We start from the raw sequence: 25,123 nt of genomic DNA on the forward strand, positions 1-25,123 counted from the left end.
CTGAAAACTCCCGCCGGAGGCGCCTATGGGCGAGGCAGCAAGCGTCCCTGCCTTGGTGGCGCAAGGGTTCAGACTTGTTCTTTACCCCCCCGCGGTCTATCCCGCGCGTACATCAAAACACCCCAAAACAAAGGTATCACCACATGATTCCCCGTTATTCCCGCCCCGAGATGGTTGCGATCTGGTCCCCCGAAACCAAGTTCCGCATCTGGTACGAGATCGAGGCGCATGCCTGTGACGCCATGGCCGACCTTGGGGTGATCCCGCGCGAAAATGCGGAAGCGGTTTGGAAAGCCAAAGATGTCGAGTTCGATGTCGCGCGGATTGACGAGATTGAAGCCGTTACAAAACATGACGTTATCGCTTTCTTGACCCATTTGGCCGAACATGTGGGCAGCGACGAGGCGCGTTTTGTGCATCAGGGGATGACCTCTTCTGACGTATTGGACACCTGCTTTAACGTGCAATTAACCCGCGCAGCTGATATTCTGATCGAAGACATGGGTTTGCTGCTGGCCGCGCTGAAACGCCGTGCCATGGAACATAAAAATACTGTGCGCGTCGGGCGCAGCCACGGGATCCACGCTGAACCCACAACGATGGGCCTTACCTTTGCGCGCTTTTATGCAGAGATGGACCGCAACCTGACGCGGCTGAAAACAGCACGCTCCGAGATTGCTACCGGTGCGATTTCCGGCGCTGTGGGGACATTTGCGAATATCGATCCGCGGGTCGAGGAACATGTCTGCGAAAAGCTGGGCCTGTCGCCCGAACCCGTGAGCACGCAGATCATCCCCCGTGACCGTCACGCGGCATTCTTCGCAGCACTTGGTGTGATCGCCAGCTCTATCGAGAACGTTGCGACCGAAGTGCGGCATATGCAAAGGACCGAAGTCTTGGAAGGGGCGGAGTTTTTCTCGGCGGGTCAGAAGGGGTCTTCGGCGATGCCGCACAAGAAAAACCCTGTGCTGACCGAGAACCTGACCGGGCTGGCCCGTACAATTCGCATGGCTGTGATTCCAGCGATGGAAAATGTCACCATGTGGCATGAACGCGATATCTCCCACTCCAGCGTTGAGCGTGCGATCGGCCCCGACACCACCATCACCCTTGACTTCGCGCTGCACCGTTTGACCGGCGTCATCGACAATATGCTGATTTATCCTGACAACATGCTCGCAAATATGAACAAGTTTAGCGGTCTTGTGATGTCGCAACGTGTTTTGCTCGCGCTCACGCAGGCCGGCGTGAGCCGCGAAGATAGCTACAAGCTGGTTCAGCGCAACGCAATGAAGGTCTGGGAAGACGGCAAGGATTTCAAGACCGAGCTGCTGGCTGACGAAGAGGTTCTGGCCGCACTAAGTGCAGAAGAGATCGAAGAAAAATTCGATCTGGGCTACCACACCAAACATGTTGATACGATCTTTAAGCGCGTCTTCAAGGACTGATACACGCGCAGGCATTCAGGGCTGCATCGCTTGACGGCGGTGCAGCCTTTTTGATTCAAAAGCTGCGTATTCCGGCCCTATCTCGCGCTACATCGAGACGGTAGGTTTGAACCTAGTGCTTTACCTATGGCGTCGATCGTCTAACATCAGCCGTGTATTTAGTTCAGGAGTGTTTGAGTATGCGTGTTGTGTTTGCGTCCATCCTGTCATTGGCGATGCCTTTCGCGGCCTTTGCCGCTGGTTCCAATGATACGTCCCCACCCAAGCCCGTTGTGAAATGCGAAGACGGGCAGGTGTATGACAAGAAGTCAAAGACCTGTATCGATGCAAAGGATAGCCGGTTAACACCGGATGACCTTTATCAAACTGTTCGTGAACTGGCCTATGCAGGGGAATATTCGGATGCGCAGATCGTACTTGCCGCTATGCCTGAGCACGACGATCGTCGCTTGACCTACATGGGGTTCACGACGCGCAAAATGGGCGACCAAGCTGGCGGAATGGCGTTCTATGCGCGTGCGCTGGCAGCCAACCCTGCGAATGTTCTCGCGCGGTCCTATCGCGGGCAAGCTTTGGTAGAACAGGGCGATATCCCCGAAGCTTTGGCCGAACTTCGTGCCATTCGTGCGCATGGCGGGGCAGGGACATGGGCCGAAACCTCCTTGCGGACAGCGATCGCAACCGGTCAAACGTTTAGCTATTAACCAGCCGCTGTTGCATCCGGTGGCGCATTGCCGCCTGGGTGAAACACGCTTGTTGCGCGGGGCCCTGCGCGGTATGAACGGCAGGCCCCGCCCCTTAAGGGCGCTTTTCCTTGCAGGCAGATGCGCATGGCCAGTCCCAAATATCCCAAGAACGTTCGATTTAGCCGACGTGCAGGGCACTACCTGACCAATGCCTTTATCGTCGGCCTTATTCGACTGGCCTTGGTGCTGCCCTATAAAACGCGCATAGCCTTCGTCGGCTGGGTTGTTCAACATGTGATCGGGCCGGTAGCGGGATATCGGGCGCGGGCGCTTGAAAATCTTGCGATGATTTGGCCGCAGATGCCGCAAGAACGGCGCGCAGAAATTGCTTCAAGGTGCCTTAATAACGTGGGGCGCAGCTTTATCGAAAACTATTCGGCGCGCGACTTCCCCAAGCGTATGGCAAAGAATACGCCGACCGGCGCAGGCGTCGCGGCGCTGGAAAAAGCGGCAGAACAAGGCAAACCGGTCATTCTGGTGACGGGCCACTATGGCAACTACGAAGCGATGCGTGCCTGTCTTGTGGCGCGGGGGTATGACATTGGCGGGCTCTACCGCAACATGAAGAACCCCTATTTCAACGCGCACTATGTCCAAACGATGGAGGCTTTCGGCGGCCCTGTCTTCCCGCAAGGCCGACGCGGCACGGCGGGTTTCGTACGGCATCTAAAAGAGGGCGGGCAGCTGGTACTGCTGTTTGATCAACACGTCTTTGGCGCGCCGGCGCTCGATTTCTTGGGGCAACCTGCCAATACAGCGCTTTCTGCCGCCGAGCTGGCACTGCGCTATGATGCGCTGTTGATCCCGTTCTACGGCATTCGACAGGCTGATGGGGTGTCATTCGACACGGTGCTGGAGGCACCTGTGCCACACAGCGATGCTGTCACGATGACCCAGGCTTTGAATGACAGTCTTACCGCACGGGTCAAAGCGGATCCCGAGCAATGGTTCTGGGTCCATCGTCGCTGGCGCATCCACGACAATTAATGCCTAAACATCTAGGTGTTTTGAGTGACTACTTGATCCGCGCCGCTGCCACGATCGGCCCCGCGTTGCTGCGCTGCACCAGCACAACCACCGGCATATCGCCGGTGATGGCGGCAGAGAGTGATAGCGGCGCTTGCCCGTCCCACTGATCAACCGTCTGCCAGCCTTCGACGATGTTATAATTCTCGAACGTGTGGCCCGCGTTTTCGCCGCGTTTGACCTGCGTGACCGCCATCGGGTGATAGCGCAACATGTGCACGTCAAACGGTCCGGCGGCACCCGATACCGTATGCGCGTTGATGCGCAGGGTTTCCCCGTCGCGTGCGATAGATAGGTCGACCTGTGGGGCGTCTTCTTTGTGCTTGTTGATCGCCTCCATCAGCTTCATGGGTTTGGCACCGACCACATCGGACTGGCCGTTGACGATCATCTCGGGCGTGTAAATCGACGTCCGCCCACCGGTCAGCGCGTAGGCGCGCTGGCGTTCGGCGTGCTCAGGCGCACCAAAGGGGTCTTGCCAGCCGATATAGTCCCAATAATCCACATGCAGCGCCAGCGCGATCACGTCGTCCCTTTTGGACAGCTCGGCAAACATCTCGTCAGCAGGAGGGCAGGAAGAGCACCCTTGCGAGGTATAGAGTTCGACGACAACGGGGCGATCCTGAGCAAAGGCGGGCGCTATGGACAGCAGGCCAGCGGCGATCAGGGACGTAAACAGGCGGGGCATCGCAGGGTACTTTCGGTTTGGATGCACAATTCGTAGACTGCACCCGTTGTAATTACCACTCAACCTTTGTTGAGGCGCTGTAACGTCACGGGATTGCGTATGAAATGCCTCAGTCCAGTACACAACGGTATACAAAAGCGCCAGAAGCGCGTGTTTGCAGTTGAAACGACCCGCGCAATAAGGCATTTAGGCCCCAAGTCACCGACCTTTTTTAACCCATAAAGGGAGCCATCCATGACCATCTTCGTTGGCCAGGACACCGCCAAAACCCGCAAAACTCTATCTTCGGGCAGCCAATCCATCGCTTATTATTCGATTCCTGCAGCGCAGGAAGCCGGTCTGGGTGATTTCTCCAATTTGCCAGCCGCGCTTAAGGTGGTGCTCGAGAACATGCTGCGTTTCGAAGATGGCAAAACTGTCACCGTCGATGACATCAAGGCCTTCGCCGAATGGGGTGCCAAGGGCGGCCAGAACCCGCGCGAGATCGCTTACCGTCCCGCACGCGTGTTGATGCAGGATTTCACCGGCGTTCCCGCAGTTGTCGACCTCGCGGCGATGCGCGACGGGCTGGTTGCCTTGGGTGGCGATGCCGACAAGATTAACCCGCTGAACCCTGTTGATCTTGTCATCGACCACTCGGTCATGATCGACGAGTTCGGCAACCCGCGCGCGTTCCAGATGAACGTTGACCGCGAATACGAGCGCAACATCGAACGCTATACCTTCCTGAAATGGGGTCAGAAGGCGTTTAACAACTTCCGCGTTGTACCCCCCGGCACCGGCATCTGCCACCAGGTGAACCTTGAATATCTGGCGCAGACCGTTTGGACCGACAAAGACCAAGACGGCGTCGAAGTCGCATATCCTGACACGCTCGTCGGGACCGACAGCCACACCACAATGGTAAACGGCATGGCCGTTCTGGGCTGGGGCGTTGGCGGGATCGAGGCCGAAGCCGCGATGCTGGGTCAGCCGATTTCGATGTTGATCCCCGAGGTGATCGGCTTTGAGCTGACGGGTGCCATGATGGAAGGCACCACCGGGACCGATCTGGTGCTGAAGGTGGTCGAAATGCTGCGCGAGAAGGGCGTGGTTGGTAAATTCGTTGAATTCTATGGTGCTGGCCTTGATAGCCTGCCCCTGGCGGACCGCGCGACAATCGCCAACATGGCCCCCGAATACGGTGCGACCTGTGGCTTCTTCCCGATCGATGCCGAAACCCTGCGTTACATGCGCACCACCGGCCGTGATGAAGACCGCATCGCGCTGGTCGAAGCCTATGCCAAGGAAAACGGCATGTGGCGCGGCGATGACTATGCGCCGGTTTACACCGACACACTGTCGCTCGACATGGGCACCATCGTGCCTGCGATCTCGGGTCCGAAGCGTCCGCAAGACTACATTGCACTGACCTCGGCACACACTGCATTTGCAGAATACGTGAAAGGCGTGCGCGAAGGTAAAGATACCACAGCCAACGCCGAAGTCCGTTGGGAAGGTGAGGGCGGTCAGCCCGAGCCTCAAGACATCCCCGGCGACGAGGGCAACCACAAGCGTGGCTACGTCCAGACCGAAGATGGCAACTACCAGCTGCATGACGGGTCTATCGTGATTGCGTCGATCACATCGTGCACCAACACGTCCAACCCCTATGTGATGATCGGTGCCGGTCTGGTTGCACGCAAGGCACGCGCCTTGGGCCTGACACGCAAGCCTTGGGTCAAGACGTCGCTCGCGCCCGGTAGCCAGGTTGTGTCCGCCTATCTTGAGGCCGCAAACCTGCAAGAGGATCTGGACGCCATCGGCTTCAACCTCGTCGGGTATGGCTGCACCACCTGTATCGGTAACTCCGGCCCGCTCGAAGCACCGATCAGCAAGGCGATCAACGACTACGACCTGATCGGGACATCGATCCTCTCGGGTAACCGGAACTTTGAAGGGCGGATTTCGCCTGACGTGCGCGCCAACTATCTGGCGTCGCCTCCCTTGGTCGTGGCATACGCGCTGGTCGGTGACATGAACGTCGATCTGGCCAACAGCCCGCTGGGTCAGGACAAGGACGGCAACGACGTCTATCTGAAAGACATCTGGCCAACATCCAAGGAAGTCGCTGATCTGGTCGAGCAGACCGTGACCCGCGAAGCCTTCCAGGAAAAATATGCCGACGTCTTCAAGGGCGACGAAAAGTGGCAGTCCGTCGAAACCACCGACGCCAAAACCTATGACTGGCCACCAACCTCGACCTATGTGCAGAACCCGCCCTACTTCCAAGGCATGTCGCCAGAGCCGGGTGTGATCACCAACATCGAGAACGCCAAAGTGCTTGCCGTTCTGGGTGACATGATCACGACCGACCACATCTCGCCTGCCGGTTCCTTCAAGGAAACCACGCCAGCGGGTCAGTATCTGGTGGAACGTCAGGTGCCTGTGCGTGAATTCAACTCGTACGGTAGCCGTCGTGGTAACCACGAGGTCATGATGCGCGGCACTTTCGCCAACATCCGTATCAAGAACGAAATGCTGGACGGTGTTGAGGGCGGCTATACCAAAGGCCCCGATGGCGAACAGACCTCGATCTTTGACGCGGCTATGGCGCATCAGGAAAACGGCACGCCGCTGGTCATCTTCGGTGGTGAACAATACGGCGCGGGTTCGTCCCGTGACTGGGCGGCCAAAGGCACGGCGTTGCTGGGCGTCAAGGCGGTCATCGCCGAGAACTTTGAACGTATCCACCGCTCCAACCTGGTTGGCATGGGGGTTATCCCGTTCGAGTTCACCAACGGCGACACCCGCAAGAGCCTGGGCCTGACCGGCGAGGAAACCGTTTCGATCAGCGGTCTGGACACCATCAAGCCGCTGCAAGAAGTGCCCTGCACGATCACAATGGCAGATGGCTCGGTCAAAGAGATCATGATCAAATGCCGGATCGATACCGCGATCGAGATTGAATACATCGAACACGGTGGCGTTCTGCACTACGTGCTGCGCAACCTCGCGAAATCCGCCTAACCACCGGCCACTGGCCGTTTCGCACGGCCTTGAAAAGAACGCCCGTCAGGTTCCCCCTGGCGGGCGTTTTGCATACGCGTCCCCATTTTCACGGCAAACTTCCGCCTGCTTGCGTAAAATGACATAACCGGATGTGTTTTGCGGTTCACAATCGCGATTTTGGCCAACAGACTGTTTGCCGATGGCAGGCGGTTTCCGCTATGCACAAGGGAATAATAAACAAGTTTGCTGACGTTGCGGTCGCGCGCTCTATGTCTCACCCAACGGCACGTCGTTCTATGAGTACAGGGAGCACCGCATGGGGCATTTTCAATCAGACAGTTTTGCAAAGTTCTTGCGGGCGTCTACGGCCGCGGCAGCTTTGGTCTGGGGAGGATGCACGGCGGGTCTCGCGGCGACGCTCGACATCACCGGCATCGATAAGGACTCCGATCTATACGAGACGGTGCTCGGCGGATCGCTGCTGCGCGAACAAACGGACGAAGATGCAGACCCCACGACGCAAGAGCTTTTGGCCGCCGCGCAGGCCGATTATGCCCGCCTTTTGGCCGTGCTCTATGACGAAGGGTATTTTGCCGCCGTCATCAAGATTACCATCGACGGTGTAGACGCCTCTGCCATCGCGCCGGTCGCCCCGCCGCGCCAGATCAACCGCGCTGTGATCAACATCGAAACCGGTCGCAAGTTCAGCTTTTCCAAAGCCGAAATCGCCCCTGTCGCCCCCGAAACCGAGCTGCCCGAACAATTCGCCGCAGGTGAAACCGCAAGTCTCGGCGTCATGAAAGAGGCCGTCGCCGCCGGTATCGAAGGCTGGCGCGATCAGGGCCACGCCAAAGCCGAACTGGCCGACCAGCAGCTGACCGCCCGCGTGCCCGATGCCACACTGGCGGCAACCCTGCGTCTGCGCCCGGGACCGCGCCTGCGTTTCGGAGAGTTGACGGTAAAGGGAAAAAGCGATGTGCGCCTGCGCCGGATCGTCAAAATCGCCGGCCTGCCCACCGGAGAGGTCTATTCACAAGAGCAACTTGATCTGGCCGCCACACGGTTGCGGCGCACGGGCGCTTTCAGCTCTGTCGCGATGATCGAGGCCGAACAGATCACCGCGCCCGATGTTCTGCCGATTACAGCGCAGATCACTGACGCGCCCAAGCGACGCTTTGGTTTCGGCGGGGAACTGTCGTCGCTTGAAGGGCTCAGCGTCAGCACCTACTGGCTGCACCGTAACCTGCTGGGCGGGGCCGAAAGCCTGCGTGTCGAAGGCGAGGTGTCGGGGATCGGCGGCGATTCCGGCGGCACGGATTATCGTCTTGGCACACGTTTTGAGCGCCCTGCGACCTTTAACGCCGACACGAATTTCTACGCGCTGGCCGAGATCGAACAGCTTGACGAGGTGAACTATTTCTCGCGTCAGCTCGACCTTGAGGCCGGGATCGAACGCATCGCCAGCGAGGAACGGACCTATACGCTTGGTGTCGGTTTGCGGACGGCTGAAACCCGCGACGCTTTTGGCGAGAACAAATATACGTTGCTGACGCTGCCCCTAAGCGCGGAACATGATTACCGCGACAATCGGCTTGATGCGAAAGATGGCTACTACGCCAAGGCCAGCGTGACGCCTTTTGTGGCGCTGTCGGGGTCGGATAACGGCGTGCGCACCTACATCGACGTGCGCGGCTATAAAACCTTTGGCACCACGCGGCCCGTGACCTTTGCCCTGCGGGGACAGCTCGGGTCGGTCTATGGCCCGACACTGGCTGAATCGCCCGCGGACTATCTGTTCTATTCCGGCGGCGGCGGCACCGTGCGCGGGCAACCCTACCAATCGCTTGGCGTTGATCTGGCCAGTGGCGATACAGTAGGCGGTCGCAGCTTTGCTGGCCTGTCCGCAGAGGCGCGTTGGCAGGTACGCGACAAGATCGGCGTCGTGGCCTTTGCCGACGCGGGCTACATCGGTGCCGAGGAATTCTACGACGGGTCAGGCACTTGGCAGTCAGGTGCAGGGCTTGGTCTGCGCTATGCCACGGGCATCGGCCCCATCCGCGTGGACCTCGCGGTGCCTGTGTCAGGCCCCGAAACAGATGAGAATTTTCAAGTTTATATCGGTATTGGACAATCGTTTTGATCCACTTCATGCGCAGCTTTCTGGTTTTCGCCCTGATCTTTGTCGGCTCTGTCGCTTCGGCCCAAGAGGATGACAAAGGCTTCCTGACCCGCACGATCCAAGACGCTCTCAGCGGCGCGGGCCGCACGGTCAGTATTGACGGTTTCGCTGGTGCGCTCAGCTCGCGCGCGCGGTTCGACCGGATGACCATCGCCGACGATCAAGGGGTCTGGCTGACGCTGGAAGAGGTGGAGTTGGACTGGAACCGCTCCGCACTGTTGCGCGGCCGGCTGGAGGTGCAGGCCCTGACCGCAAAGCGGCTGAGCGTTCCGCGATTGCCCGTGGCGCAGGAAGAAACGCTCCCCGATCCCGAGGCGAAACCCTTTACCTTTCCGGCGATCCCCGATCTGCCCGTCGCCATCGACGTGGCTGACTTTTCGGTCGACGAGATCAATCTGGGCGCGCCAATTCTGGGCGAAGCGGCCACACTGACGGTTCAAGCCACGGCGCTGTTGAATGACGACACGGCGACGGTCGATATTCTGGCCGCGCGCACCGATGGCAAGAAGGGCGAGTTCAAAATCACCGCTGATCTGGACCGCAATGACAGCCTGCTGGACATGGCTGTAACGCTTTCAGAGGAAGCCAAGGGCATCATCTCGCGCACGCTTAAACTGCCTGATGAGCCCTCTGTCGATCTGGTGATTGCGGGGCAGGGGCCGCTTTCGGATTTTGCGACAGATATCAACCTTTCGACCGACGGGGAACAACGGCTTGCCGGTCAGGTTATCGTTGCCGCCCAAGGCGATAGCGCCGCACCTGACCGCCGTATTCAGGCCGATCTGAACGGCGACGTGACCGCGCTGATCCTGTCGCAATACCGCGAATTTTTTGGCCCCGATGTCGCGCTGACCGTGGATGCTTTGGTACAGGCTGAAGGCGGTGTCGAGGTCAGCGATTTCGCCCTCAAGGCGCAATCCGCGGAGCTGCAGGGCGAGGTCACGCTGAACAGCGACAACTGGCCCAGCCTGATCGACATCACGGGCACTGTCGCCAGCGCCGATGGCAGTCGCGTTTTGCTGCCAGTGGCCGGGGGCGATACTTACGTGCGGCGCGTCGGGCTTGATGTGAACTATAACGCGCAAGATGGCGACTCGATTGACGCGACGTTCGACGTGACCGAACTGGCCACAGACGCGCTGGCGATTGACGCGACACAACTGAAGTTGAACGGGACGTTGCAAGGTGCGGCAGGGTCGGTCGGCGAATTCATGGGCGATCTGGCATTCTCGGCTGACGGGCTGACGCTGACCAACGCCGCGGTTTCCGAAGCGGTCGGCCAGTCCATCAAGGGGCGTACAACCATCGCCTATACCGAAGGCACACCGGTTCAGATCACGGGGCTTGATCTTTCTGGCGCGGATTATGGTCTGACCGGTGATGTCACGATTAGCGGGCCAGCCGATAGCTTTCTTACCCAGTTGAAAGCCCGCCTTGAAGCCACCGACATCAGCCGCTTTTCCGCTCTTGCCGGACGCGAGATGGACGGGGCCGCGAATGTAGAGATCGCGGGGCAGATCACGCCACTGGACGGGACGTTCGACCTGAATATCTCTGGCCTGACGCAGGATTTGAAAGTGGGGATCGAACAGGCGGACGCATTGCTGGCTGGCGACACGACGCTAAGCCTTGGCGCATCGCGTGACGAGACGGGCACCTTCGTGCGTGACGTGCTGCTGGAAAACGACGCATTGACCGCCAGCGGTGGCGTCGAGCTGCGCAGCAATAATTCGCAAGCGCGATTTGATGCAAAACTGAACGATATCGAGACTGTGCTGCCGCAATATTCCGGTCCCATCACGATCAAGGCCGAGGCCGAGCAGGACACCCGTGGCTGGACTGTCGATGCCGTGACGGACGGCCCCTACGGTGCCGCGCTGACCGCCAAAGGGCTGGCAACGGGCGAGAATGCGGTGCTCAACTTCACGGCCGATGTGCCCGAACTGCGTGACTTTGTGCCCGACGCGCCGGTCGAGGGCCCTATCGCGTTGGATGGCGTGCTCCGCCAGACGCCGGACGGGTGGCAGGTCGACACCAAAGCCTCCGCCCCCGAAGATGTGACCGCCTCGGTCCAGGGGCTGCTGACGCCGCTGGATCTGGACTTTAGCGCCTCGATCCCGCGGGTAGAGGCTTTTGCACCTCAGGTGACCGGCGCGGTAGAGGCGTCGGGCAACCTCAAGCAGTTGGAAGAAGGGTTCCAGATCGACGCGAAAGCCAGTGGCCCCTACGCCGCGCAGGTTGCCGTTCAGGGGATGTTAACACCTATGGTCGATATCTCTTTCGACGCATCGGTCCCGAATCTTCAGGAGGTGGTGCCGCAGGTGAACGGGCCACTTGCGGCGACAGGGACCGTGCGTCAGACGGAAAAGGGGTTCTTCGTCGATACCAACGCGACAGGCCCATATGGCGCGCGCGCGATGGTGGAAGGTTTGGCCACAGGCCCCGATATGTCGCTGACGTTTGACGTGTCGGTGCCAAATGTGCAGCCGCTGGTGCCGGGCGTGTCCGGCCCGCTGGCGGCAAAAGGATCGGTGCGGCAAACGCCCGCCGGCATCGCCGTAGATACAAACGCGACGGGCCCCTATGCGGCCCGGGCGTCTGTGCAGGGGGTTGTCACGGGGGATGCGCCCGCGCTGAATTATGATGTCACGATCCCCAATCTGGGGGCCGTGGTGCCAAAACTGTCCGGCCCGCTGAATGTGACCGGTACCGCACAGCAGGAAAGCGCTGGCTGGCGGGTCAATACGAACGCCACCGGACCAGCGGGCACCCGTGCCACGATCGCGGGGCTTGTGGGCAGCGATGGCAATCTGAACCTTGACGTGAACGGGAACGCGCCATTGGGGCTGTCCGCCCCGTTCATTGCGCCGCGGAGCTTGCAAGGTCAGGCACGGTTCGATTTGACGGTGAACGGGCCGCCGGCACTTGGGTCGGTCAACGGGAGCATTCAAACCTCTAACGCGTCGCTGTCCGCCCCCAACCTTCGGGTGACACTTCAGGACATCGCAGCGGATATCCGGCTGGCCAATAATCGCGCGCAAATCGACCTATCTGCGCGCAGCGCGGACGGGGGGCAGATCAAGGCGGGCGGGGCGGTGACCCTGACCGGATCACTGCCCGCCGATATCCAGATCGGATTGAACAACCTCGTGCTGATCGATCCATCGCTGTATCGCACGTCGCTTGATGGCAACCTGCGTCTTGCGGGACCGCTTTCGGGGGGGGCGAATATCAGCGGTCAGATCGACGTGGGCGAGACCGAGGTAAGCGTGCCGTCAACCGGTATGACCAGCATCGGTGATATTCCACAGATCGATTTCATCGGCGCGCCAGCAGATGTTGTGGCGACCCGTCGCAAGGCCGGTTTGACCGGTGCCGACGCGGGCACGGATCCCGCGGCAAGTGGCGACAGCGGGCCGGGGTTTGGCCTGAACGTCCGCATCAATGCGCCACGGCGGATTTTCGTGCGCGGCCGTGGTCTGGATGCGGAACTGGGCGGTAGCCTGTTGCTGACGGGATCGACCAATCGCATCATCTCGGCCGGTCGCTTCGACCTGATCCGTGGTCGTCTGGATATTCTTGGCAAACGGTTCGAGCTGGACGAAGGGGCCGTGCGCTTCCAAGGCGATCTGGTACCCTACCTGAGGTTTGTAACCTCGACGACCACCAACACAGGCGAGGTTCGTATCGTGATCGAGGGCAAAGCCACATCGCCCGAGGTTTCCTTTGAATCGACACCCGATGCACCGCAGGACGAGGTGCTGGCACAGCTTCTGTTTGGGCGAAACATCTCTGAAATCTCGGCGTTTCAGGCGCTGCAACTCGCCAGCGCGGTGGCGACACTTGCCGGACGCGGTGGTGCGGGGGTGATCTCTAACCTGCGCACAGGGTTCGGGCTGGACGATCTGGATGTGACCACCACCGACAGCGGTGCCACGGCTGTCCGCGCGGGTAAATACATTTCTGAGAATGTCTACACCGATGTGACCGCCGCCTCTGACGGGACAGCGGATGTGTCTATCAACCTTGATCTGACCAAGAATCTGACGGCGAAAGGGACGGTCGGGTCCGATGGGAACACCGGGATCGGTATCTTCTTCGAGAAGGATTATTGATCCGCCATTGAGCGCTTTGTTCTGCGGTTCAGCTAGGATGGGGGCCAGCCCCCGTCCCGGCGATGCCGGGACACCCCCGGGATTTTGACCATTTGGAACGGCTTACGGGCTATTCCGTCAGCGGTGTAAAACGGCCATAGCGGCCTTGGTCATACATCAGGCCCGCAACGCTGTCATCGGGGTCATAAGCGGCGTGCGTGACCTGCCCGAGGACAATGGAGTGGTCGCCCGCCGGATGCACGCCGTAGGTGTCACAGTGGAAGCTGGCGAGGCAGCCTGCCAGTGTCGGCGCGCCATTGGGGCCAATCGTCCAGTCGAATTGGTCAAACGCGTCGCCAGAGACAGCAAAGGCATCTGCCAGCGCCCGCTGACCGCTACCCAGAATATGCACAGCGAACTGCGCCGCGTTGGTAAATGCGTCATGACGTTTGGAACTGAGCGCAGGGGACCACTGCACCAAGGGCGGGTCCAGCGAAACCGAGGAAAAGGAGTTCGCGGTCATCCCCAATGGGCCATTCGCGGTCTGCACCGTCACAATCGTGACCCCTGTGCCAAAACGGCCAAAGGCGCGGCGTAGCTCGACTGTGGCGTCGGGCAGCGGGATGAAGTGGTGCAAAGGATCAGCCATGCCGCAGCGGTGCCACGGGGAGCCGGATTTGTCCAGACAGCAAACCCCGGCCCGTTGCGGCACGCCCTCTGCGAGTGGCGATGGTGGCTGATAAAATCCGCTGTGTGGAACCGAATAGCGCCTGCCGTGTTGTTCCCCCACTGAGAGGCATGACCGCGAAATTTCGGACTGCCTGTCGGAGAAGGGGTGTTGGGATATGAGGTTCCAGCTACCGCCAACAGGCACCCGAATGCCGACGCTCACGACTGTTATTGGCGGGTTTCCCGCCGGAAGGATTAACTATGACACTGAATCGTTTTGCCCCCATCAAGCTGACTGTCGCAGCCCTTGTCACCGGCGCTGCTTTGTCCACGCCTGCACTGGCCGACGACGGCGAGACTGTGGACCACACCGAGGTCGGCTCGCTGAGCTGTGACGTTGGTGATGGCACGGGCTTTATCTTCGGGTCTACCCGTGAACTGACCTGCACCTTCAATCCTGTGCAAGAGGGTCTGGCTGACGAGACATACATCGGCGACATCAAACGCTACGGTATTGATATCGGTAAGACCCAGAATGGTCAGATGTCCTGGTTGGTGCTGGCACCAACTGAATCCGAATATTACGAAGGCGGGTTGAACGGCGACTATCAGGGTGTTTCTGCTGAAGCCACTGTTGGTGTTGGCCTAGGTGCCAATGTCATGGTCGGCGGTTCCGAAGACACACTGGCGCTGCAACCTGTGAGCGTCAACACGCAGAACGGCGTAAACTTTGCCATTGGCGTGGGTGAAATTACGCTGCAACGCGTCGAAGGTTAATTCAGGCCAATAGGTCGATATGCAGAAGGGGCACCATTTGGTGCCCCTTTCGCGTTATGTGGTCCTAGCGGTTCATCCGGTTCGTGATCAGATCGTCGACAACCTCGGGCTCTGCGAGGGTAGATGTATCGCCGAGCGTGCCATAGTCGTTCTCTGCGATCTTGCGCAGGATGCGGCGCATGATCTTGCCTGAACGGGTTTTGGGCAAGCCGGGGGCCCATTGGATCATATCGGGCGAAGCGATCGGGCCAATCTCAGAGCGGACCCAGTTGCGTAGCTCGGCCCGCAGGTCCTCGCTCGGGCTTTCGCCGCTCATCAAAGAGACATAGCAATAGATACCCTGTCCCTTGATATCATGGGGGAACCCGACGACCGCGGCCTCTGCCACCTTAGGGTGCGCGACCAAAGCGCTTTCGACTTCGGCCGTGCCCATCCGGTGACCGGAGACGTTGATCACGTCATCCACGCGGCCCGTGATCCAGTAATCGCCATCCGCGTCCCGGCGGCACCCGTCCCCAGTGAAGTAGTAGCCCTTGTAGTCGCTGAAATAGGTCTGCTCGAACCGCTCGTGATCGCCCCAGACCGTGCGCATCTGGCCTGGCCAGCTGTCAGCGATACACAGAACCCCCTCGACGTCATTGCCCTCGATCTCGGCACCGGTGGTGGGTTCAAGTACGACCGGTTTGATCCCAAAGAAGGGCTTCATCGCGGCGCCGGGTTTGGTGGCGTGGGCACCGGGCAGCGGCGTCATCAGGTGACCGCCGGTTTCCGTCTGCCACCATGTGTCCACGATGGGGCAGTTTCCTTTGCCCACAACGTCATTGTACCAGTTCCAGGCTTCGGGGTTGATCGGCTCGCCCACGGTGCCAAGCAGTTTCAGGCTGCTCAGATCGCAACCGTCAACAAAGGCGCGCCCTTTGCCCATCAGCGCGCGAATGGCGGTCGGGGCGGTGTAGAACTGATTTACCTTGTGTTTTTCACAGATCTGCCAAAAGCGGCTGGCGTCGGGGTAGGTGGGCACCCCTTCGAACATGAGCGTTGTCGCCCCGTTGGCAAGCGGACCGTAGACGATATAGCTGTGGCCCGTCACCCAGCCCACATCGGCCGTGCACCAATAGACATCGCCATCGTGGTAATCAAACGTGACCTCGTGGGTCAGCGCGGCATAGACCAGATAGCCACCCGTCGTATGCACGACCCCTTTGGGCTGACCGGTCGAGCCAGAGGTATAGAGGATGAACAGCGGATCCTCGGCGTTCATCACTTCCGGCGCGCAAGTGTCAGAAGCCTCTTTTTCAAGCGCGGTATAATCCACGTCGCGCGCATCATTCCACGCCACATCACCGCCAGTGCGCCGCACCACCAGACATTTGACCGATGGGTCGCAGCCTGCCAAAGCCTTGTCCGCGTTGGCCTTCAACGGTGTCGCTTTGCCCCCGCGGGGCGCATAATCTGCGGTAATCACAACCTTGGCGTCCGACCCCTGTACCCGTGCCGCCAGCGCATCCGGAGAGAAGCCGGCGAAGACGATCGAATGGATCGCACCGATGCGTGCGCAGGCCAGCATGGCATAGGCGGCTTCGGGGATCATCGGCATGTAGATGATAACCCGGTCGCCTTTGCCGACGCCGATATCGCGCAGGATATTGGCCATTTTACACGTCTGGGCATGCAGGGCGCGATAGCTGATGTGCTGCGCGTCTTCGTCCGGGCTGTCTGGCTCCCAGATGATCGCGGTCTGGTCGCCGCGCGTTTCAAGATGACGGTCGATGCAATTGGCGCTGACGTTCAGCGCACCGTCGGCAAACCAGTTGATCTTGACCTGACCGAAAGTGAAATCGACGTCTTTGACCTTGGTAAACGGCTTCATCCAGTCGATGCGCTGCGCCTGCTCCAGCCAGAACCCTTCGGGGTCCGCGATAGAGGCATGATACATCGCGTCGTATTTCGCGGCGTTCACATGGGCATTGGCCGCCATGTCGTCGGATGGCGGATAGGTCTGTGTGGCGACGTTGGACATGGTTCCTCCCTCAGAACTCTGTTCGTTTTCTGCCGCTCGGACGCATGGGCGTGGCGGCTCTCCCTTGGCAGATCATAACGGGAAGTGAAAAGAAGGAAATAAGCATATGGAAACACGCGGTTTGTCTGTAAATATTTTTCCGTCTGCTGCGCGGACTAGTAAATTTCACTGACAACCCTGCCAAAACCCTAGGAAACAGCACCGATTGCCTGTTAACGGGGCCGATCGCACGCGGGGCATGGTTCCAAATGGTGAAAAATCCTCGCCGAAGGCTCCCACAGGGGCAATCAAGAGATATGTTCAGGGGTTGGCAGCAAGTTGCCCTAAGGATAGTATTTCGCCCAAGCGGGCCCCAAACAGCCCGCATAAGGGAGATATCAATGAACAATCTACTGAACGGCGCAGCTGTCTGCGCTTTGACTTTCGCTTTTGCCTCGCAAGCGGCCGCGACGGAATGGAACGCCTCTGTCTGGGGTAAACGTCGTGCCTTCACCGAGCATGTCGAAAAGATTGCCGAGCTTGTGTCCGAAAAGACCAATGGCGAATTCACGATCAATGTCAGCTATGGCGGTCTGTCCAAGAACTCTGACAACCTCGATGGTATTTCCATCGGTGCCTTCGAGATGGCGCAATTCTGTGCTGGTTACCACGCCGACAAGAACCGCGCGATCACCGTGCTAGAACTGCCCTTCCTTGGGGTTCAGAACCTTGAAGAAGAAGTTGCCGTATCCCGCGCTGTTTACGCACACCCCGCCGTGGCCAAAGAGATGGCACAGTGGAACGCCAAGATGCTGATGACCTCGCCAATGCCGCAGTACAATCTTGTTGGCACGGGCGAGCCTCGCGATACGCTGGAATCCTTTGACGGTATGCGCGTGCGCGCGACAGGTGGTCTGGGCAAAGCCTTCGAAACCGTGGGCGCTGTGCCGACCTCCGTGACCTCCTCCGAGGCATATAACGCAATGGAATCCGGTGTTGTGGATACCGTGGCGTTCGCGCAGCACGCCCACCTGAGCTTTGGGACGATCAACAAGGCCGATTGGTGGACCGCGAACCTCAACCCCGGCACGGTGAACTGCCCTGTTGTGGTGAACATCGATGCCTATGAGGCCCTGTCGGATGCGGAAAAAGAAGCGCTGGACGGTTCTGTCGACGAGGCGCTGGATCACTATCTGGCGAACTATGGCGAGCTGCTGAACCGCTGGGACGCCGTGCTGGAAGAAAAAGGCGTCGAAAAAGTGATGTTCACGCCCGAAGTTCTGGCCGAGTTCAAATCCAAGGCAGCTGACCCTGCGCGTGAAGCCTGGATCAAGGATATGGAAGCCCAAGGCATCCCTGGCCAAGAGCTTTATGACCTGGTCGTCAAAACGCTTGAAGAAAAACGCGCGTCCAACTAATTGGCGCGAGGAGGGGGCTTGCCGATGCAGGCCCCCTTTGTTTGTACGATCTCCCTCCCACTCATTTGAAAGGAAAGCATCATGGCCGGTTCCTCCGCCGTGCTCGAAGACGGCAGTCTGCTTAGCCGTATCGACAAAGGGCTTTTACGCCTTGAAACCGTGTTTGCTCTGGTCTCTGGTATTGCCGTTTTCATGCTGATGGTGCTTGCCGTCTGGTCCGTTGGCGGCCGCAAGTTCTTTGGCACGCCGCTGGCGGGGTATGTGGACTGGATTGAATTCGCCATGCCGTTGATCGCGATCATGGGGATTTCCTATACCCAGCGGAACGGCGGCCATGTGCGCATGGACATCCTGATCGGCCAGCTCAAAGGCCGCGCGCTATGGGCCGCCGAGACGTTCTCGGTCGTGCTGATCTTTATCCTTATGCTGGCGCTGATCTGGGGCTCTTGGGCGCATTTCCAGCGCAGCTTTGATTTCGCCGCCCCGATGTGGAGCCGTGACAGCTCCATCGATATCGGTCTGCCGATCTGGCCTGCGAAACTGATCGTGCCAATGGCCTTTACGGTGCTGGCGCTGCGGTTGCTGCTGCAGATCTGGGGCTATGGGCGGGCCTTTGTATTGGGGTTGGAAAACCCCGTCGCCGTACCCTTGGTACAATCCGCAGCCGAACAGGCGATGGCGGAAGCTGAACATCTAGACGGGCGGGACTGATTATGGATCCTATTGAAATTGGCCTATGGGTCTCGGGCGGGCTGCTGCTTATGGTGGTGCTCGGTATGCGCGTGGCTTTCGCCGCGGCAATGGCGGGTCTGGTCGGCCTGATCTGGATCTTTTGGTCCAAGAAAGGCATGCAGTGGTCCGAACTGGACTGGGCGCTGACGGTCGCGATCAAGACCGCGGGGCAGGTGCCACACTCCAAAGTGTCGAGCCAGACGCTAAGCTTGATTCCCACCTTCATTCTGATCGGCTTTCTTGCCTATTACGCCGGTCTGACCCGCGCCTTGTTCGAGGCCGCAAAACGCTGGATTGCTTGGCTGCCCGGCGGTCTTGCTGTGTCGACTGTCTTTGCAACCGCGGGCTTTGCGGCGGTTTCCGGTGCTTCGGTCGCGACGGCAGCGGTTTTTGCCCGTATCGCCATCCCCGAGATGCTGGCGATTGGGTACAACAAGAAATTCGCGGCGGGCGTCGTGGCGGCCGGGGGCACTTTGGCCTCGTTGATCCCGCCGTCAGCGATTCTTGTCATCTATGCGATCATCGTTGAACAAGACGTGGGCAAGCTGCTTCTGGCGGGCTTTATCCCCGGTGCGTTTTCGGCCATCGTCTATGCCGTCCTGATCGTGGGCATTGCGACCATCTGGAAAAGCGTCGGCCCCCCTGTAAGCGGCTTTACCTGGAAGCAACGGTTCGCGTCTCTCCCTGCCGCCATGCCGATCTTTGCGGTTGTGATCATCATTATTTTCTTTGTTTACAACCCCTTCGGCGACGCATGGGGCACCCCGACCGAGGGCGGGGCCGTGGGCGCGTTTATCGTGTTCCTAATGGCGCTTTATCGCGGCATGCGGTGGGCCGAGCTTAAGGACGCGCTGCTTGAAACCGCGAAGCTGACGGTGATGATCTTTACCATCATCTGGGGCGTGCTGATTTATGTTCGGTTCCTGGGCTTTGCCGATCTGCCGGGCGCGTTCGCCGACTGGATTTCGGGGCTTGAGGCTTCGCCGATCCTGATCCTCGTGTGCATCCTGCTGGCCTATGCGGTGCTGGGGATGTTCATGGATGCGATTGGCATGCTGCTTCTGACACTTCCGGTGGTCTATCCTGCCGTCATGGCGCTGAACGGGGGCGAGTTCGTCTCTGCTGCGGATAGCGCCTTTGGCATGTCGGGGCCGATGTGTGCGATCTGGTTCGGAATCCTGGTGGTGAAGATGGCAGAGTTCTGTCTGATCACGCCTCCCATTGGCCTCAACTGCTTTGTGGTTGCAGGGGTACGCCCTGACCTGAGCGTTCAGGACGTGTTCAAGGGCGTGACACCGTTCTTTATCGCGGATGCCGTGACAATCGCATTGTTGGTGGCCTTCCCGTCTATCGTGTTGTGGCTGCCCTCACTCGCTGGCTGACATGACTTCCTGATCCTTCATATCATCGGGTTTAACCTGCTCTGCGGACAGGAAATTCCCGATGGTATGAAGCGGTTCAAAGTTCTCGCAAACGACTTTGAACACCACAAGAAAGGGCACCGCGACCAATGCGCCGGGGATGCCCCATAGCCACCCCCAAAACACGACCGTTAGAAATACCGCGACGGTATTCATCTCTAACCGGCGGCCGACCAGCCACGGGGTGATAATCTGCCCCTCTAAAAGAGTCAGCGTCAGGTAACCGATCGGGGCCAGCATCGCATAGCCGATGGTGTCAAACGTCACGAGAGAGAAGCCCGCGACCAAGAGCACCCCCGCAAACCCGCCGATATAGGGCAGGAAGTTCAGCATGAACGCCGCGATCCCCCAGATATAGGCCGACGGCAAGCCCAGCACTGTCAGATAGGTCCCGACTAATATGCCGAGCACGGCATTGATCGTGGCAATCGTCAGCAGGTAGCGCGACACCCGCTTCTCCACGTCATAGACCGTATGCAGCGCACGTTTCTTTTCCTTTAACGTCGGCATGGATTGCACAAGTTTTAAGTAAAACAGCTCGCCAGAGCCAAGTAAGAACAGCGCCAGAATCAGGATCACCGCCAGCGACGCCCCTGTTTTGCTCACCGTATCCATCGCGGTGTCGAGCAAGCCAGGTTGGCGCACGACAACCTCTTGCGGTTTGCCGCCGGTTTCGGTGCCCAGTTTCTCTACCTCTTCCGAGGCAGATCGCATCGTTTCGACCGCATTGCTCACGCCGCTCAGCTTTATCTGGATCTCGCGGCCCATTTCCGGGATCTCGTCGCTCCAGATCGCCACGGTGCCCGCGGACAGTAAAACCACGGCAGCAATCACCAAACTCGTCGCCGTCACCAGCAAAAAGGCCGACACAGGATGCGGCACGCCGATCCGATAAAGCGCACGGCCCACGGGCGACAGGGTCAGGGCAAGCAAAAAGCCTAGAACAACGGGCAATATCAAGTCCTTGGCGAAATACGCGGTGACGAAAAGGGAAATCAGGACCAGCAACTGAAGTGAGCGCCGGATTGAGGGCAGATGTTCCAAATATGGCTCCAGCAGTTGAAGGATTTAAACCTCAACGCCGTAGCGCGTGGAAAAGTTCACGGGTGTGTGAGCTTATATTGCGGCAGTGTCCAAACGCCCCTCGAAGGTTGCACGCAACTGTGATGAAACTAGGAGGGTCGCGAAGAAATTATGAGCGGAACGATGAGCATATCCATTCACCCAATGTTAAGTTTTGCGCCCTATGCAGTAGGGCAAATGAAGTGCCTAAGTGCCCGGGGCGCTTGCTGATGGGGCGGTCAGCGGTCCTGGCGCTTGGTCTCGGCAGCCTTGTGTGCGTGCTATTTGTCGGGTCGCTGCTGATTGGCCCGTCCAGCGCATCCGCGGGCGACAGTTTGAACGCGTTGGTCACCGGGCAGGGCGGCCCACTGGCCACCGTCATGCGCGAGATACGGCTCCCGCGTGCGCTATTGGGCGTGATGATCGGCGGTGCCTTGGGGCTTTCTGGCGCTGCGATGCAGGGCTATCTGCGCAACCCCTTGGCGGATCCGGGGCTGATCGGGGTATCTGGCTCTGCGGCGTTGGGGGCTGTGCTGGCGATACAGACCGGATTGGCCGCGCTTGCAGCGCTCGTGCTCCCCGCGATGGCGCTTGGCGGTGCCCTGCTGGGGGTGTTGTTGGTGTTGCTGTTGGCAGGTCCTCGGGGCACGTCACTGGCGCTGATCCTCGCTGGTATCGCAATATCGGCCTTTGCTGCGGCATTAACCTCGCTGGTCCTGAACCTGTCGCCGAACCCCTATGCGGCGAATGAGATCGTATTCTGGATGATGGGCTCCCTGGCGGACCGGTCCATGACCCATGTCTGGATCGCGATGCCCTTTCTGCTTGGGGGCGGTGTCCTGTTGGCGACCCTCGGGCGCGGGCTTGACGCGCTGACCTTGGGTGAAGACGCGGCAGAGGCGATGGGGATCAACCTATTCCGGCTTCGCCTCACGGTCATTATCGGTACGGCGGCGGTCGTTGGTGCCTCTACCGCCGTGGCGGGGGCGATCGGGTTTGTGGGGCTGGTCATGCCGCACCTGCTACGTGGCTTTGTTGGCGCGCGACCGGGGGCGCTGCTATGGGCCGCGACACTTGGCGGCGCGGCGATGATCCTCGCATCGGATATCCTTGTGCGCCTTGTGGTGCCCGATCGTGATCTCAAGCTTGGGGTTGTGACGGCATTGGTCGGCGCGCCGCTGTTTCTCCACCTGATCTATCGCACGCGGAGGGAGGGGTTATGACACTGCTATCACTGCAAAACCTCTCCGTTCATCGGGGGCGGAAAACCGTTTTATCCGACATCAACCTGACCTTGCGTGAAGGAGAGGTCGTAGGCCTGGTCGGGCCGAATGGTGCCGGCAAGACCACCTTGATGCGCGCGGCACTGGGCCTGATCCCCGCTGATGGCCAAAGTTCAATCGCCGCACTTGCGCCGCGCATGCGCGGGCGCGCCGCCGCGTGGATGCCCCAATCGCGCGAGATTGCATGGCCGGTCACGGTTGAAACGATCATCCGACTGGGCCGCACACCCCATCTACGGGGCGGGCAGAAAATACAGGCAGAAGATCAGGCTGCCGTAGATCGTGCCATTGCGCAGATGGGTTTGGACACCTTCCGCAATCGTCCCGCGACACAGCTATCGGGTGGGGAGCAGGCGCGCGTGCTGATCGCCCGTAGCCTCGCGCAAGAGGCACCCTTGCTGATCGCAGACGAGCCCACCGCCGGGCTAGACCCCGCCCATCAAATCGCCGCGATGGAAAGCTTTTCCAAAGCAGCGGGCCAAGGGCGTGGGGTGCTCGTCTCGCTTCATGATCTGGGATTGGCAGCGCGGCATTGCACACGGTTGATCGTGTTGCACAACGGCGCAGTTGTCGCAGACGACTTGCCACAGACGGCGCTGACGACAGAGATTGTCGAAGCTGTCTTCGGCATCACTGCGTTCAGTGAAGTCACCGACAAAGGTTTTGTTTTCCAACCGCTTGAGGTCGTTTCTTAACCGCTGCTGTCTTGAGAAACGCCGGGGATGTCCACAGCGATGACACCCAATGATCGCGCGGTGGCCAATGCAAGAACGGGGCTATCGGGCCCGCCAGTGCTGATCTGATACGCCCGCATTGCCCGCCGTGTCGCGTCGTCGAGCTCTGAATTAATGGCCCCGTCATAGAACCCTCGCGCCTCTAACGCACGTTGCAGCGTTGCGATCACGTCGGGCGTAAGCGCGCTGATGCAGGGGGTCTCGAACCAGTTGTCCACACGGGGAGAGACGATCTTTTGCCGTGTTTCCGTGCGGTAGATCGGCAGCGACTGGATCTCGCCGGTAGAGCTGATCTGCGCCGGCTGCACCTGTACCTGCTCCGTCACCGTTTCGATCACTGCAGGTGATACGGTCCGCCCCCAACAGCTGCCCGGAGCAGCCCCTGCCGGGCCCTTGGTTGTCGCCTCGCGAACGCCAGGCTCGGGTACTTCTGCGTCTTGGGAGGGGGCGTTACACGCTCCGAGCGAGACGAGAACCGTAAATGCGCAGGCAAATTGAACTAAATGTGATCGAGAGAAAAACTGCACAGCCGGGCCTTGCGGGTCAAAGGGTCCGTCGCAGGCTAGCGGCTTTTCGCAGCAATGCCTAGATGATAGGCCTATCGGGGTGGGAATAATGCCATCCCCTTGCATGAGCCGTGAAAAGGGGCTGGCGAAGCCGCGGGCTGCTGTTTACATATGTCGAAATTCTAAATTCGAAGGGGCATTCAGATGGCCAAGATCACTTATGTAGAACACAATGGCACCGAACATGTCGTCGATGTGGCCAATGGCCTGACCGTCATGGAAGGGGCCCGTGACAATAACATCCCCGGGATCGAGGCCGACTGCGGCGGTGCCTGCGCCTGCTCCACCTGCCACGTCTATGTGGATCCCGACTGGGTCGAAAAAGTGCCCGCCAAGGACGACATGGAAGAAGATATGCTCGACTTCGCGTTCGAGCCCGATCCCGCCACGTCCCGTCTGACCTGCCAGATCAAGGTCACAGATGCGCTGGACGGCCTGCGCGTGAAAATGCCCGAAAAGCAAATCTGATGCGACGGCTGGCGCGACATATCTCGTCGCGCCTTTTGCCGATCGTTGCGGCATGCGTGATCAATGCGCTGCCCGCTTCTGCGCAAGACATCGCCCGCGCCAGCTTTGGTGATCCGACCACACGCTATGATCACGGCGTATTGGGCGATGCGGTCGAATGGGGCAGCCTGACGCTGGGCTTGGCTGACGGCACCAGCCGCCGCATAATCTTGCCCCAAGTCCTTGTATTCGAAGACACATCGCCTCGGATTGCGGATCTGGATGGTGATGGCCAACCCGAAGTGATCGTGGTTGAAAGCCATCAGTCCAAAGGTGCGCGGCTTGCGGTCTATGGCGCGTCCGGGCGCATCGCACAGACGCCCTTTATCGGGCGGAAGAACCGCTGGCTTGCCCCGATTGGTGCTGCGGACTTCACCGGAAATGGGCGGCTCGAGATCGCGATCGTCGTCACACCGCATCTGTCCGGTTCGGTGCAGCTGCTCGCTTACGATAACAGCAGCCTCACCGTCATTGCTACGGCAGAGGGGTTCACCAACCACCGCATCGGTGATCCGGAAATCGCGGGGGGTATCCGCACATGCGGCCCACACCCCGAATTAATCCTTGCGCAGATGCCGTGGCAGCGCAGTGCGCCATCGCAAATGGTGGCCCTTCAGCTTGACGGCAAAACACTAAGCCCGCGAAGCTTCGACGTGCCCTTCACCGCCAGCAATACCGCCGCCGCCCAAGCCTGTACGCTCAGCCCAAACTAAGCACAGACCTGCTTCCAAATGGTTGAAATCCTGGGGGTCCGGGGGCGAGCCCCCGGTCGGTCTCGTCAAA

19 protein-coding genes are annotated in these 25,123 nt (G+C 59.6%); 14 read left to right on the top strand and 5 right to left on the bottom strand.

The window, feature by feature from the left end; genetic code table 11:
- The first annotated feature begins 143 nt into the window (after positions 1-143).
- The 3 genes from purB (at position 144) to IV89_RS06705 (ending at position 3,181) form a co-directional block, all read left to right on the top strand.
- Positions 144-1,448 carry an adenylosuccinate lyase gene (gene purB / locus IV89_RS06695; RefSeq protein ID WP_005854277.1) on the top strand — a complete coding sequence of 435 codons (1,305 nt, stop codon included), beginning with the start codon at positions 144-146 and terminating at the stop codon, positions 1,446-1,448.
- Between the two features lie 179 nt (positions 1,449-1,627).
- Positions 1,628-2,152, top strand: coding sequence for a tetratricopeptide repeat protein (locus IV89_RS06700; protein WP_037944579.1), 525 nt, complete (start codon positions 1,628-1,630; stop codon positions 2,150-2,152).
- A 126-nt stretch (positions 2,153-2,278) separates the two neighbouring features.
- The gene (locus IV89_RS06705; RefSeq protein ID WP_037945065.1) at positions 2,279-3,181 is read left to right on the top strand and encodes a lysophospholipid acyltransferase family protein; all 903 of its coding nucleotides are present in this window, start codon (positions 2,279-2,281) and stop codon (positions 3,179-3,181) included.
- A gap of 28 nt (positions 3,182-3,209) precedes the next feature.
- Here the strand turns inward: IV89_RS06705 and IV89_RS06710 are convergent, their stop codons facing one another.
- Complete coding sequence (locus IV89_RS06710; protein WP_037944578.1) at positions 3,210-3,908, bottom strand: DUF1223 domain-containing protein; 699 nt, start codon at positions 3,906-3,908, stop codon at positions 3,210-3,212.
- Between the two features lie 234 nt (positions 3,909-4,142).
- On the opposite strand from IV89_RS06710, the gene acnA reads away from it, so the two are divergent.
- The 3 genes from acnA (at position 4,143) to IV89_RS06725 (ending at position 13,193) form a co-directional block, all read left to right on the top strand.
- Positions 4,143-6,917: an aconitate hydratase AcnA gene (gene acnA, locus IV89_RS06715; protein ID WP_037944577.1), complete on the top strand. Its 2,775-nt coding sequence runs from the start codon at positions 4,143-4,145 to the stop codon at positions 6,915-6,917.
- Positions 6,918-7,215: 298 nt separating this feature from the next.
- Positions 7,216-9,039, top strand: coding sequence for an autotransporter assembly complex family protein (locus IV89_RS06720; RefSeq protein WP_037944576.1), 1,824 nt, complete (start codon positions 7,216-7,218; stop codon positions 9,037-9,039).
- Positions 9,036-13,193, top strand: a complete 4,158-nt coding sequence (locus IV89_RS06725) for a translocation/assembly module TamB domain-containing protein (RefSeq protein WP_235183795.1) — start codon at positions 9,036-9,038, stop codon at positions 13,191-13,193. The genes IV89_RS06720 and IV89_RS06725 overlap by 4 nt, the downstream gene beginning before the upstream one ends.
- 109 nt (positions 13,194-13,302) lie before the next feature.
- On the opposite strand, the gene IV89_RS06730 is transcribed toward IV89_RS06725, so the two are convergent.
- A complete protein-coding gene (locus IV89_RS06730; RefSeq protein WP_051577585.1) occupies positions 13,303-13,821 on the bottom strand; it encodes a flavin reductase family protein in 519 nt (172 codons plus the stop codon).
- Positions 13,822-14,102: 281 nt separating this feature from the next.
- On the opposite strand from IV89_RS06730, the gene IV89_RS06735 reads away from it, so the two are divergent.
- Positions 14,103-14,618, top strand: a complete 516-nt coding sequence (locus tag IV89_RS06735; protein ID WP_037944573.1) for a DUF992 domain-containing protein — start codon at positions 14,103-14,105, stop codon at positions 14,616-14,618.
- A gap of 64 nt (positions 14,619-14,682) precedes the next feature.
- Here IV89_RS06735 and acs read toward each other — a convergent pair whose 3' ends face one another.
- Positions 14,683-16,638, bottom strand: coding sequence for an acetate--CoA ligase (gene acs, locus IV89_RS06740; protein ID WP_037944571.1), 1,956 nt, complete (start codon positions 16,636-16,638; stop codon positions 14,683-14,685).
- Between the two features lie 380 nt (positions 16,639-17,018).
- Between acs and dctP the strand changes: the two genes are divergently transcribed.
- The 3 genes from dctP to IV89_RS06755 all read left to right on the top strand — a co-directional run bounded on the left by dctP (position 17,019) and on the right by IV89_RS06755 (position 20,149).
- Positions 17,019-18,035, top strand: a complete 1,017-nt coding sequence (gene dctP, locus IV89_RS06745; protein ID WP_005854249.1) for a TRAP transporter substrate-binding protein DctP — start codon at positions 17,019-17,021, stop codon at positions 18,033-18,035.
- Between the two features lie 81 nt (positions 18,036-18,116).
- Entirely contained in the window at positions 18,117-18,746 is a 630-nt protein-coding gene (locus IV89_RS06750; protein ID WP_005854247.1) for a TRAP transporter small permease, read from the top strand.
- A 2-nt stretch (positions 18,747-18,748) separates the two neighbouring features.
- A complete protein-coding gene (locus IV89_RS06755) occupies positions 18,749-20,149 on the top strand; it encodes a TRAP transporter large permease (protein WP_005854245.1) in 1,401 nt (466 codons plus the stop codon).
- On the opposite strand, the gene IV89_RS06760 is transcribed toward IV89_RS06755, so the two are convergent.
- Positions 20,135-21,232 carry an AI-2E family transporter gene (locus tag IV89_RS06760; protein ID WP_037944570.1) on the bottom strand — a complete coding sequence of 366 codons (1,098 nt, stop codon included), beginning with the start codon at positions 21,230-21,232 and terminating at the stop codon, positions 20,135-20,137. The two genes, IV89_RS06755 and IV89_RS06760, sit on opposite strands and share 15 nt — an antisense overlap.
- Before the next feature lie 248 nt (positions 21,233-21,480).
- On the opposite strand from IV89_RS06760, the gene IV89_RS06765 reads away from it, so the two are divergent.
- Both IV89_RS06765 and IV89_RS06770 read left to right on the top strand, forming a co-directional pair.
- The gene (locus tag IV89_RS06765; protein ID WP_037944569.1) at positions 21,481-22,473 is read left to right on the top strand and encodes an iron ABC transporter permease; all 993 of its coding nucleotides are present in this window, start codon (positions 21,481-21,483) and stop codon (positions 22,471-22,473) included.
- Positions 22,470-23,228 carry an ABC transporter ATP-binding protein gene (locus tag IV89_RS06770; RefSeq protein WP_037944568.1) on the top strand — a complete coding sequence of 253 codons (759 nt, stop codon included), beginning with the start codon at positions 22,470-22,472 and terminating at the stop codon, positions 23,226-23,228. The genes IV89_RS06765 and IV89_RS06770 overlap by 4 nt, the downstream gene beginning before the upstream one ends.
- Here IV89_RS06770 and IV89_RS06775 read toward each other — a convergent pair.
- Positions 23,225-23,593 (bottom strand): peptidoglycan-binding domain-containing protein, encoded by a 369-nt coding sequence (locus IV89_RS06775; RefSeq protein WP_235183793.1) that lies wholly within the window; start codon positions 23,591-23,593, stop codon positions 23,225-23,227. The two genes, IV89_RS06770 and IV89_RS06775, sit on opposite strands and share 4 nt — an antisense overlap.
- Positions 23,594-23,977: 384 nt before the next feature.
- Here IV89_RS06775 and IV89_RS06780 point away from each other — a divergent pair, with 384 nt between their 5' ends.
- Positions 23,978-24,301, top strand: coding sequence for a 2Fe-2S iron-sulfur cluster-binding protein (locus IV89_RS06780; protein ID WP_005854231.1), 324 nt, complete (start codon positions 23,978-23,980; stop codon positions 24,299-24,301).
- Entirely contained in the window at positions 24,301-25,053 is a 753-nt protein-coding gene (locus tag IV89_RS06785; protein ID WP_037944565.1) for a VCBS repeat-containing protein, read from the top strand. Before IV89_RS06780 ends, IV89_RS06785 begins: the two co-directional genes overlap by 1 nt.
- Positions 25,054-25,123 lie beyond the last annotated feature (70 nt).

The organism is Sulfitobacter sp. CB2047 (assembly GCF_000735125.2).
Classification (GTDB): Bacteria; Pseudomonadota; Alphaproteobacteria; order Rhodobacterales; family Rhodobacteraceae; genus Sulfitobacter; species Sulfitobacter pontiacus.

What these genes read in the sequence shown, in the direction of transcription:
- IV89_RS06705 (WP_037945065.1), top strand. Translation starts at nt 2,279, where the DNA reads ATGGCCAGTCCCAAATATCCCAAGAACGTTCGATTTAGCCGACGTGCA.
- dctP (WP_005854249.1), top strand. Translation starts at nt 17,019, where the DNA reads ATGAACAATCTACTGAACGGCGCAGCTGTCTGCGCTTTGACTTTCGCT.
- IV89_RS06750 (WP_005854247.1), top strand. Translation starts at nt 18,117, where the DNA reads ATGGCCGGTTCCTCCGCCGTGCTCGAAGACGGCAGTCTGCTTAGCCGT.
- IV89_RS06730 (WP_051577585.1), bottom strand. Translation starts at nt 13,821, where the DNA reads ATGGCTGATCCTTTGCACCACTTCATCCCGCTGCCCGACGCCACAGTC.
- IV89_RS06780 (WP_005854231.1), top strand. Translation starts at nt 23,978, where the DNA reads ATGGCCAAGATCACTTATGTAGAACACAATGGCACCGAACATGTCGTC.
- acs (WP_037944571.1), bottom strand. Translation starts at nt 16,638, where the DNA reads ATGTCCAACGTCGCCACACAGACCTATCCGCCATCCGACGACATGGCG.
- acnA (WP_037944577.1), top strand. Translation starts at nt 4,143, where the DNA reads ATGACCATCTTCGTTGGCCAGGACACCGCCAAAACCCGCAAAACTCTA.
- IV89_RS06785 (WP_037944565.1), top strand. Translation starts at nt 24,301, where the DNA reads ATGCGACGGCTGGCGCGACATATCTCGTCGCGCCTTTTGCCGATCGTT.
- IV89_RS06720 (WP_037944576.1), top strand. Translation starts at nt 7,216, where the DNA reads ATGGGGCATTTTCAATCAGACAGTTTTGCAAAGTTCTTGCGGGCGTCT.
- IV89_RS06735 (WP_037944573.1), top strand. Translation starts at nt 14,103, where the DNA reads ATGACACTGAATCGTTTTGCCCCCATCAAGCTGACTGTCGCAGCCCTT.
- IV89_RS06770 (WP_037944568.1), top strand. Translation starts at nt 22,470, where the DNA reads ATGACACTGCTATCACTGCAAAACCTCTCCGTTCATCGGGGGCGGAAA.
- IV89_RS06700 (WP_037944579.1), top strand. Translation starts at nt 1,628, where the DNA reads ATGCGTGTTGTGTTTGCGTCCATCCTGTCATTGGCGATGCCTTTCGCG.
- IV89_RS06765 (WP_037944569.1), top strand. Translation starts at nt 21,481, where the DNA reads ATGGGGCGGTCAGCGGTCCTGGCGCTTGGTCTCGGCAGCCTTGTGTGC.
- IV89_RS06710 (WP_037944578.1), bottom strand. Translation starts at nt 3,908, where the DNA reads ATGCCCCGCCTGTTTACGTCCCTGATCGCCGCTGGCCTGCTGTCCATA.
- purB (WP_005854277.1), top strand. Translation starts at nt 144, where the DNA reads ATGATTCCCCGTTATTCCCGCCCCGAGATGGTTGCGATCTGGTCCCCC.
- IV89_RS06755 (WP_005854245.1), top strand. Translation starts at nt 18,749, where the DNA reads ATGGATCCTATTGAAATTGGCCTATGGGTCTCGGGCGGGCTGCTGCTT.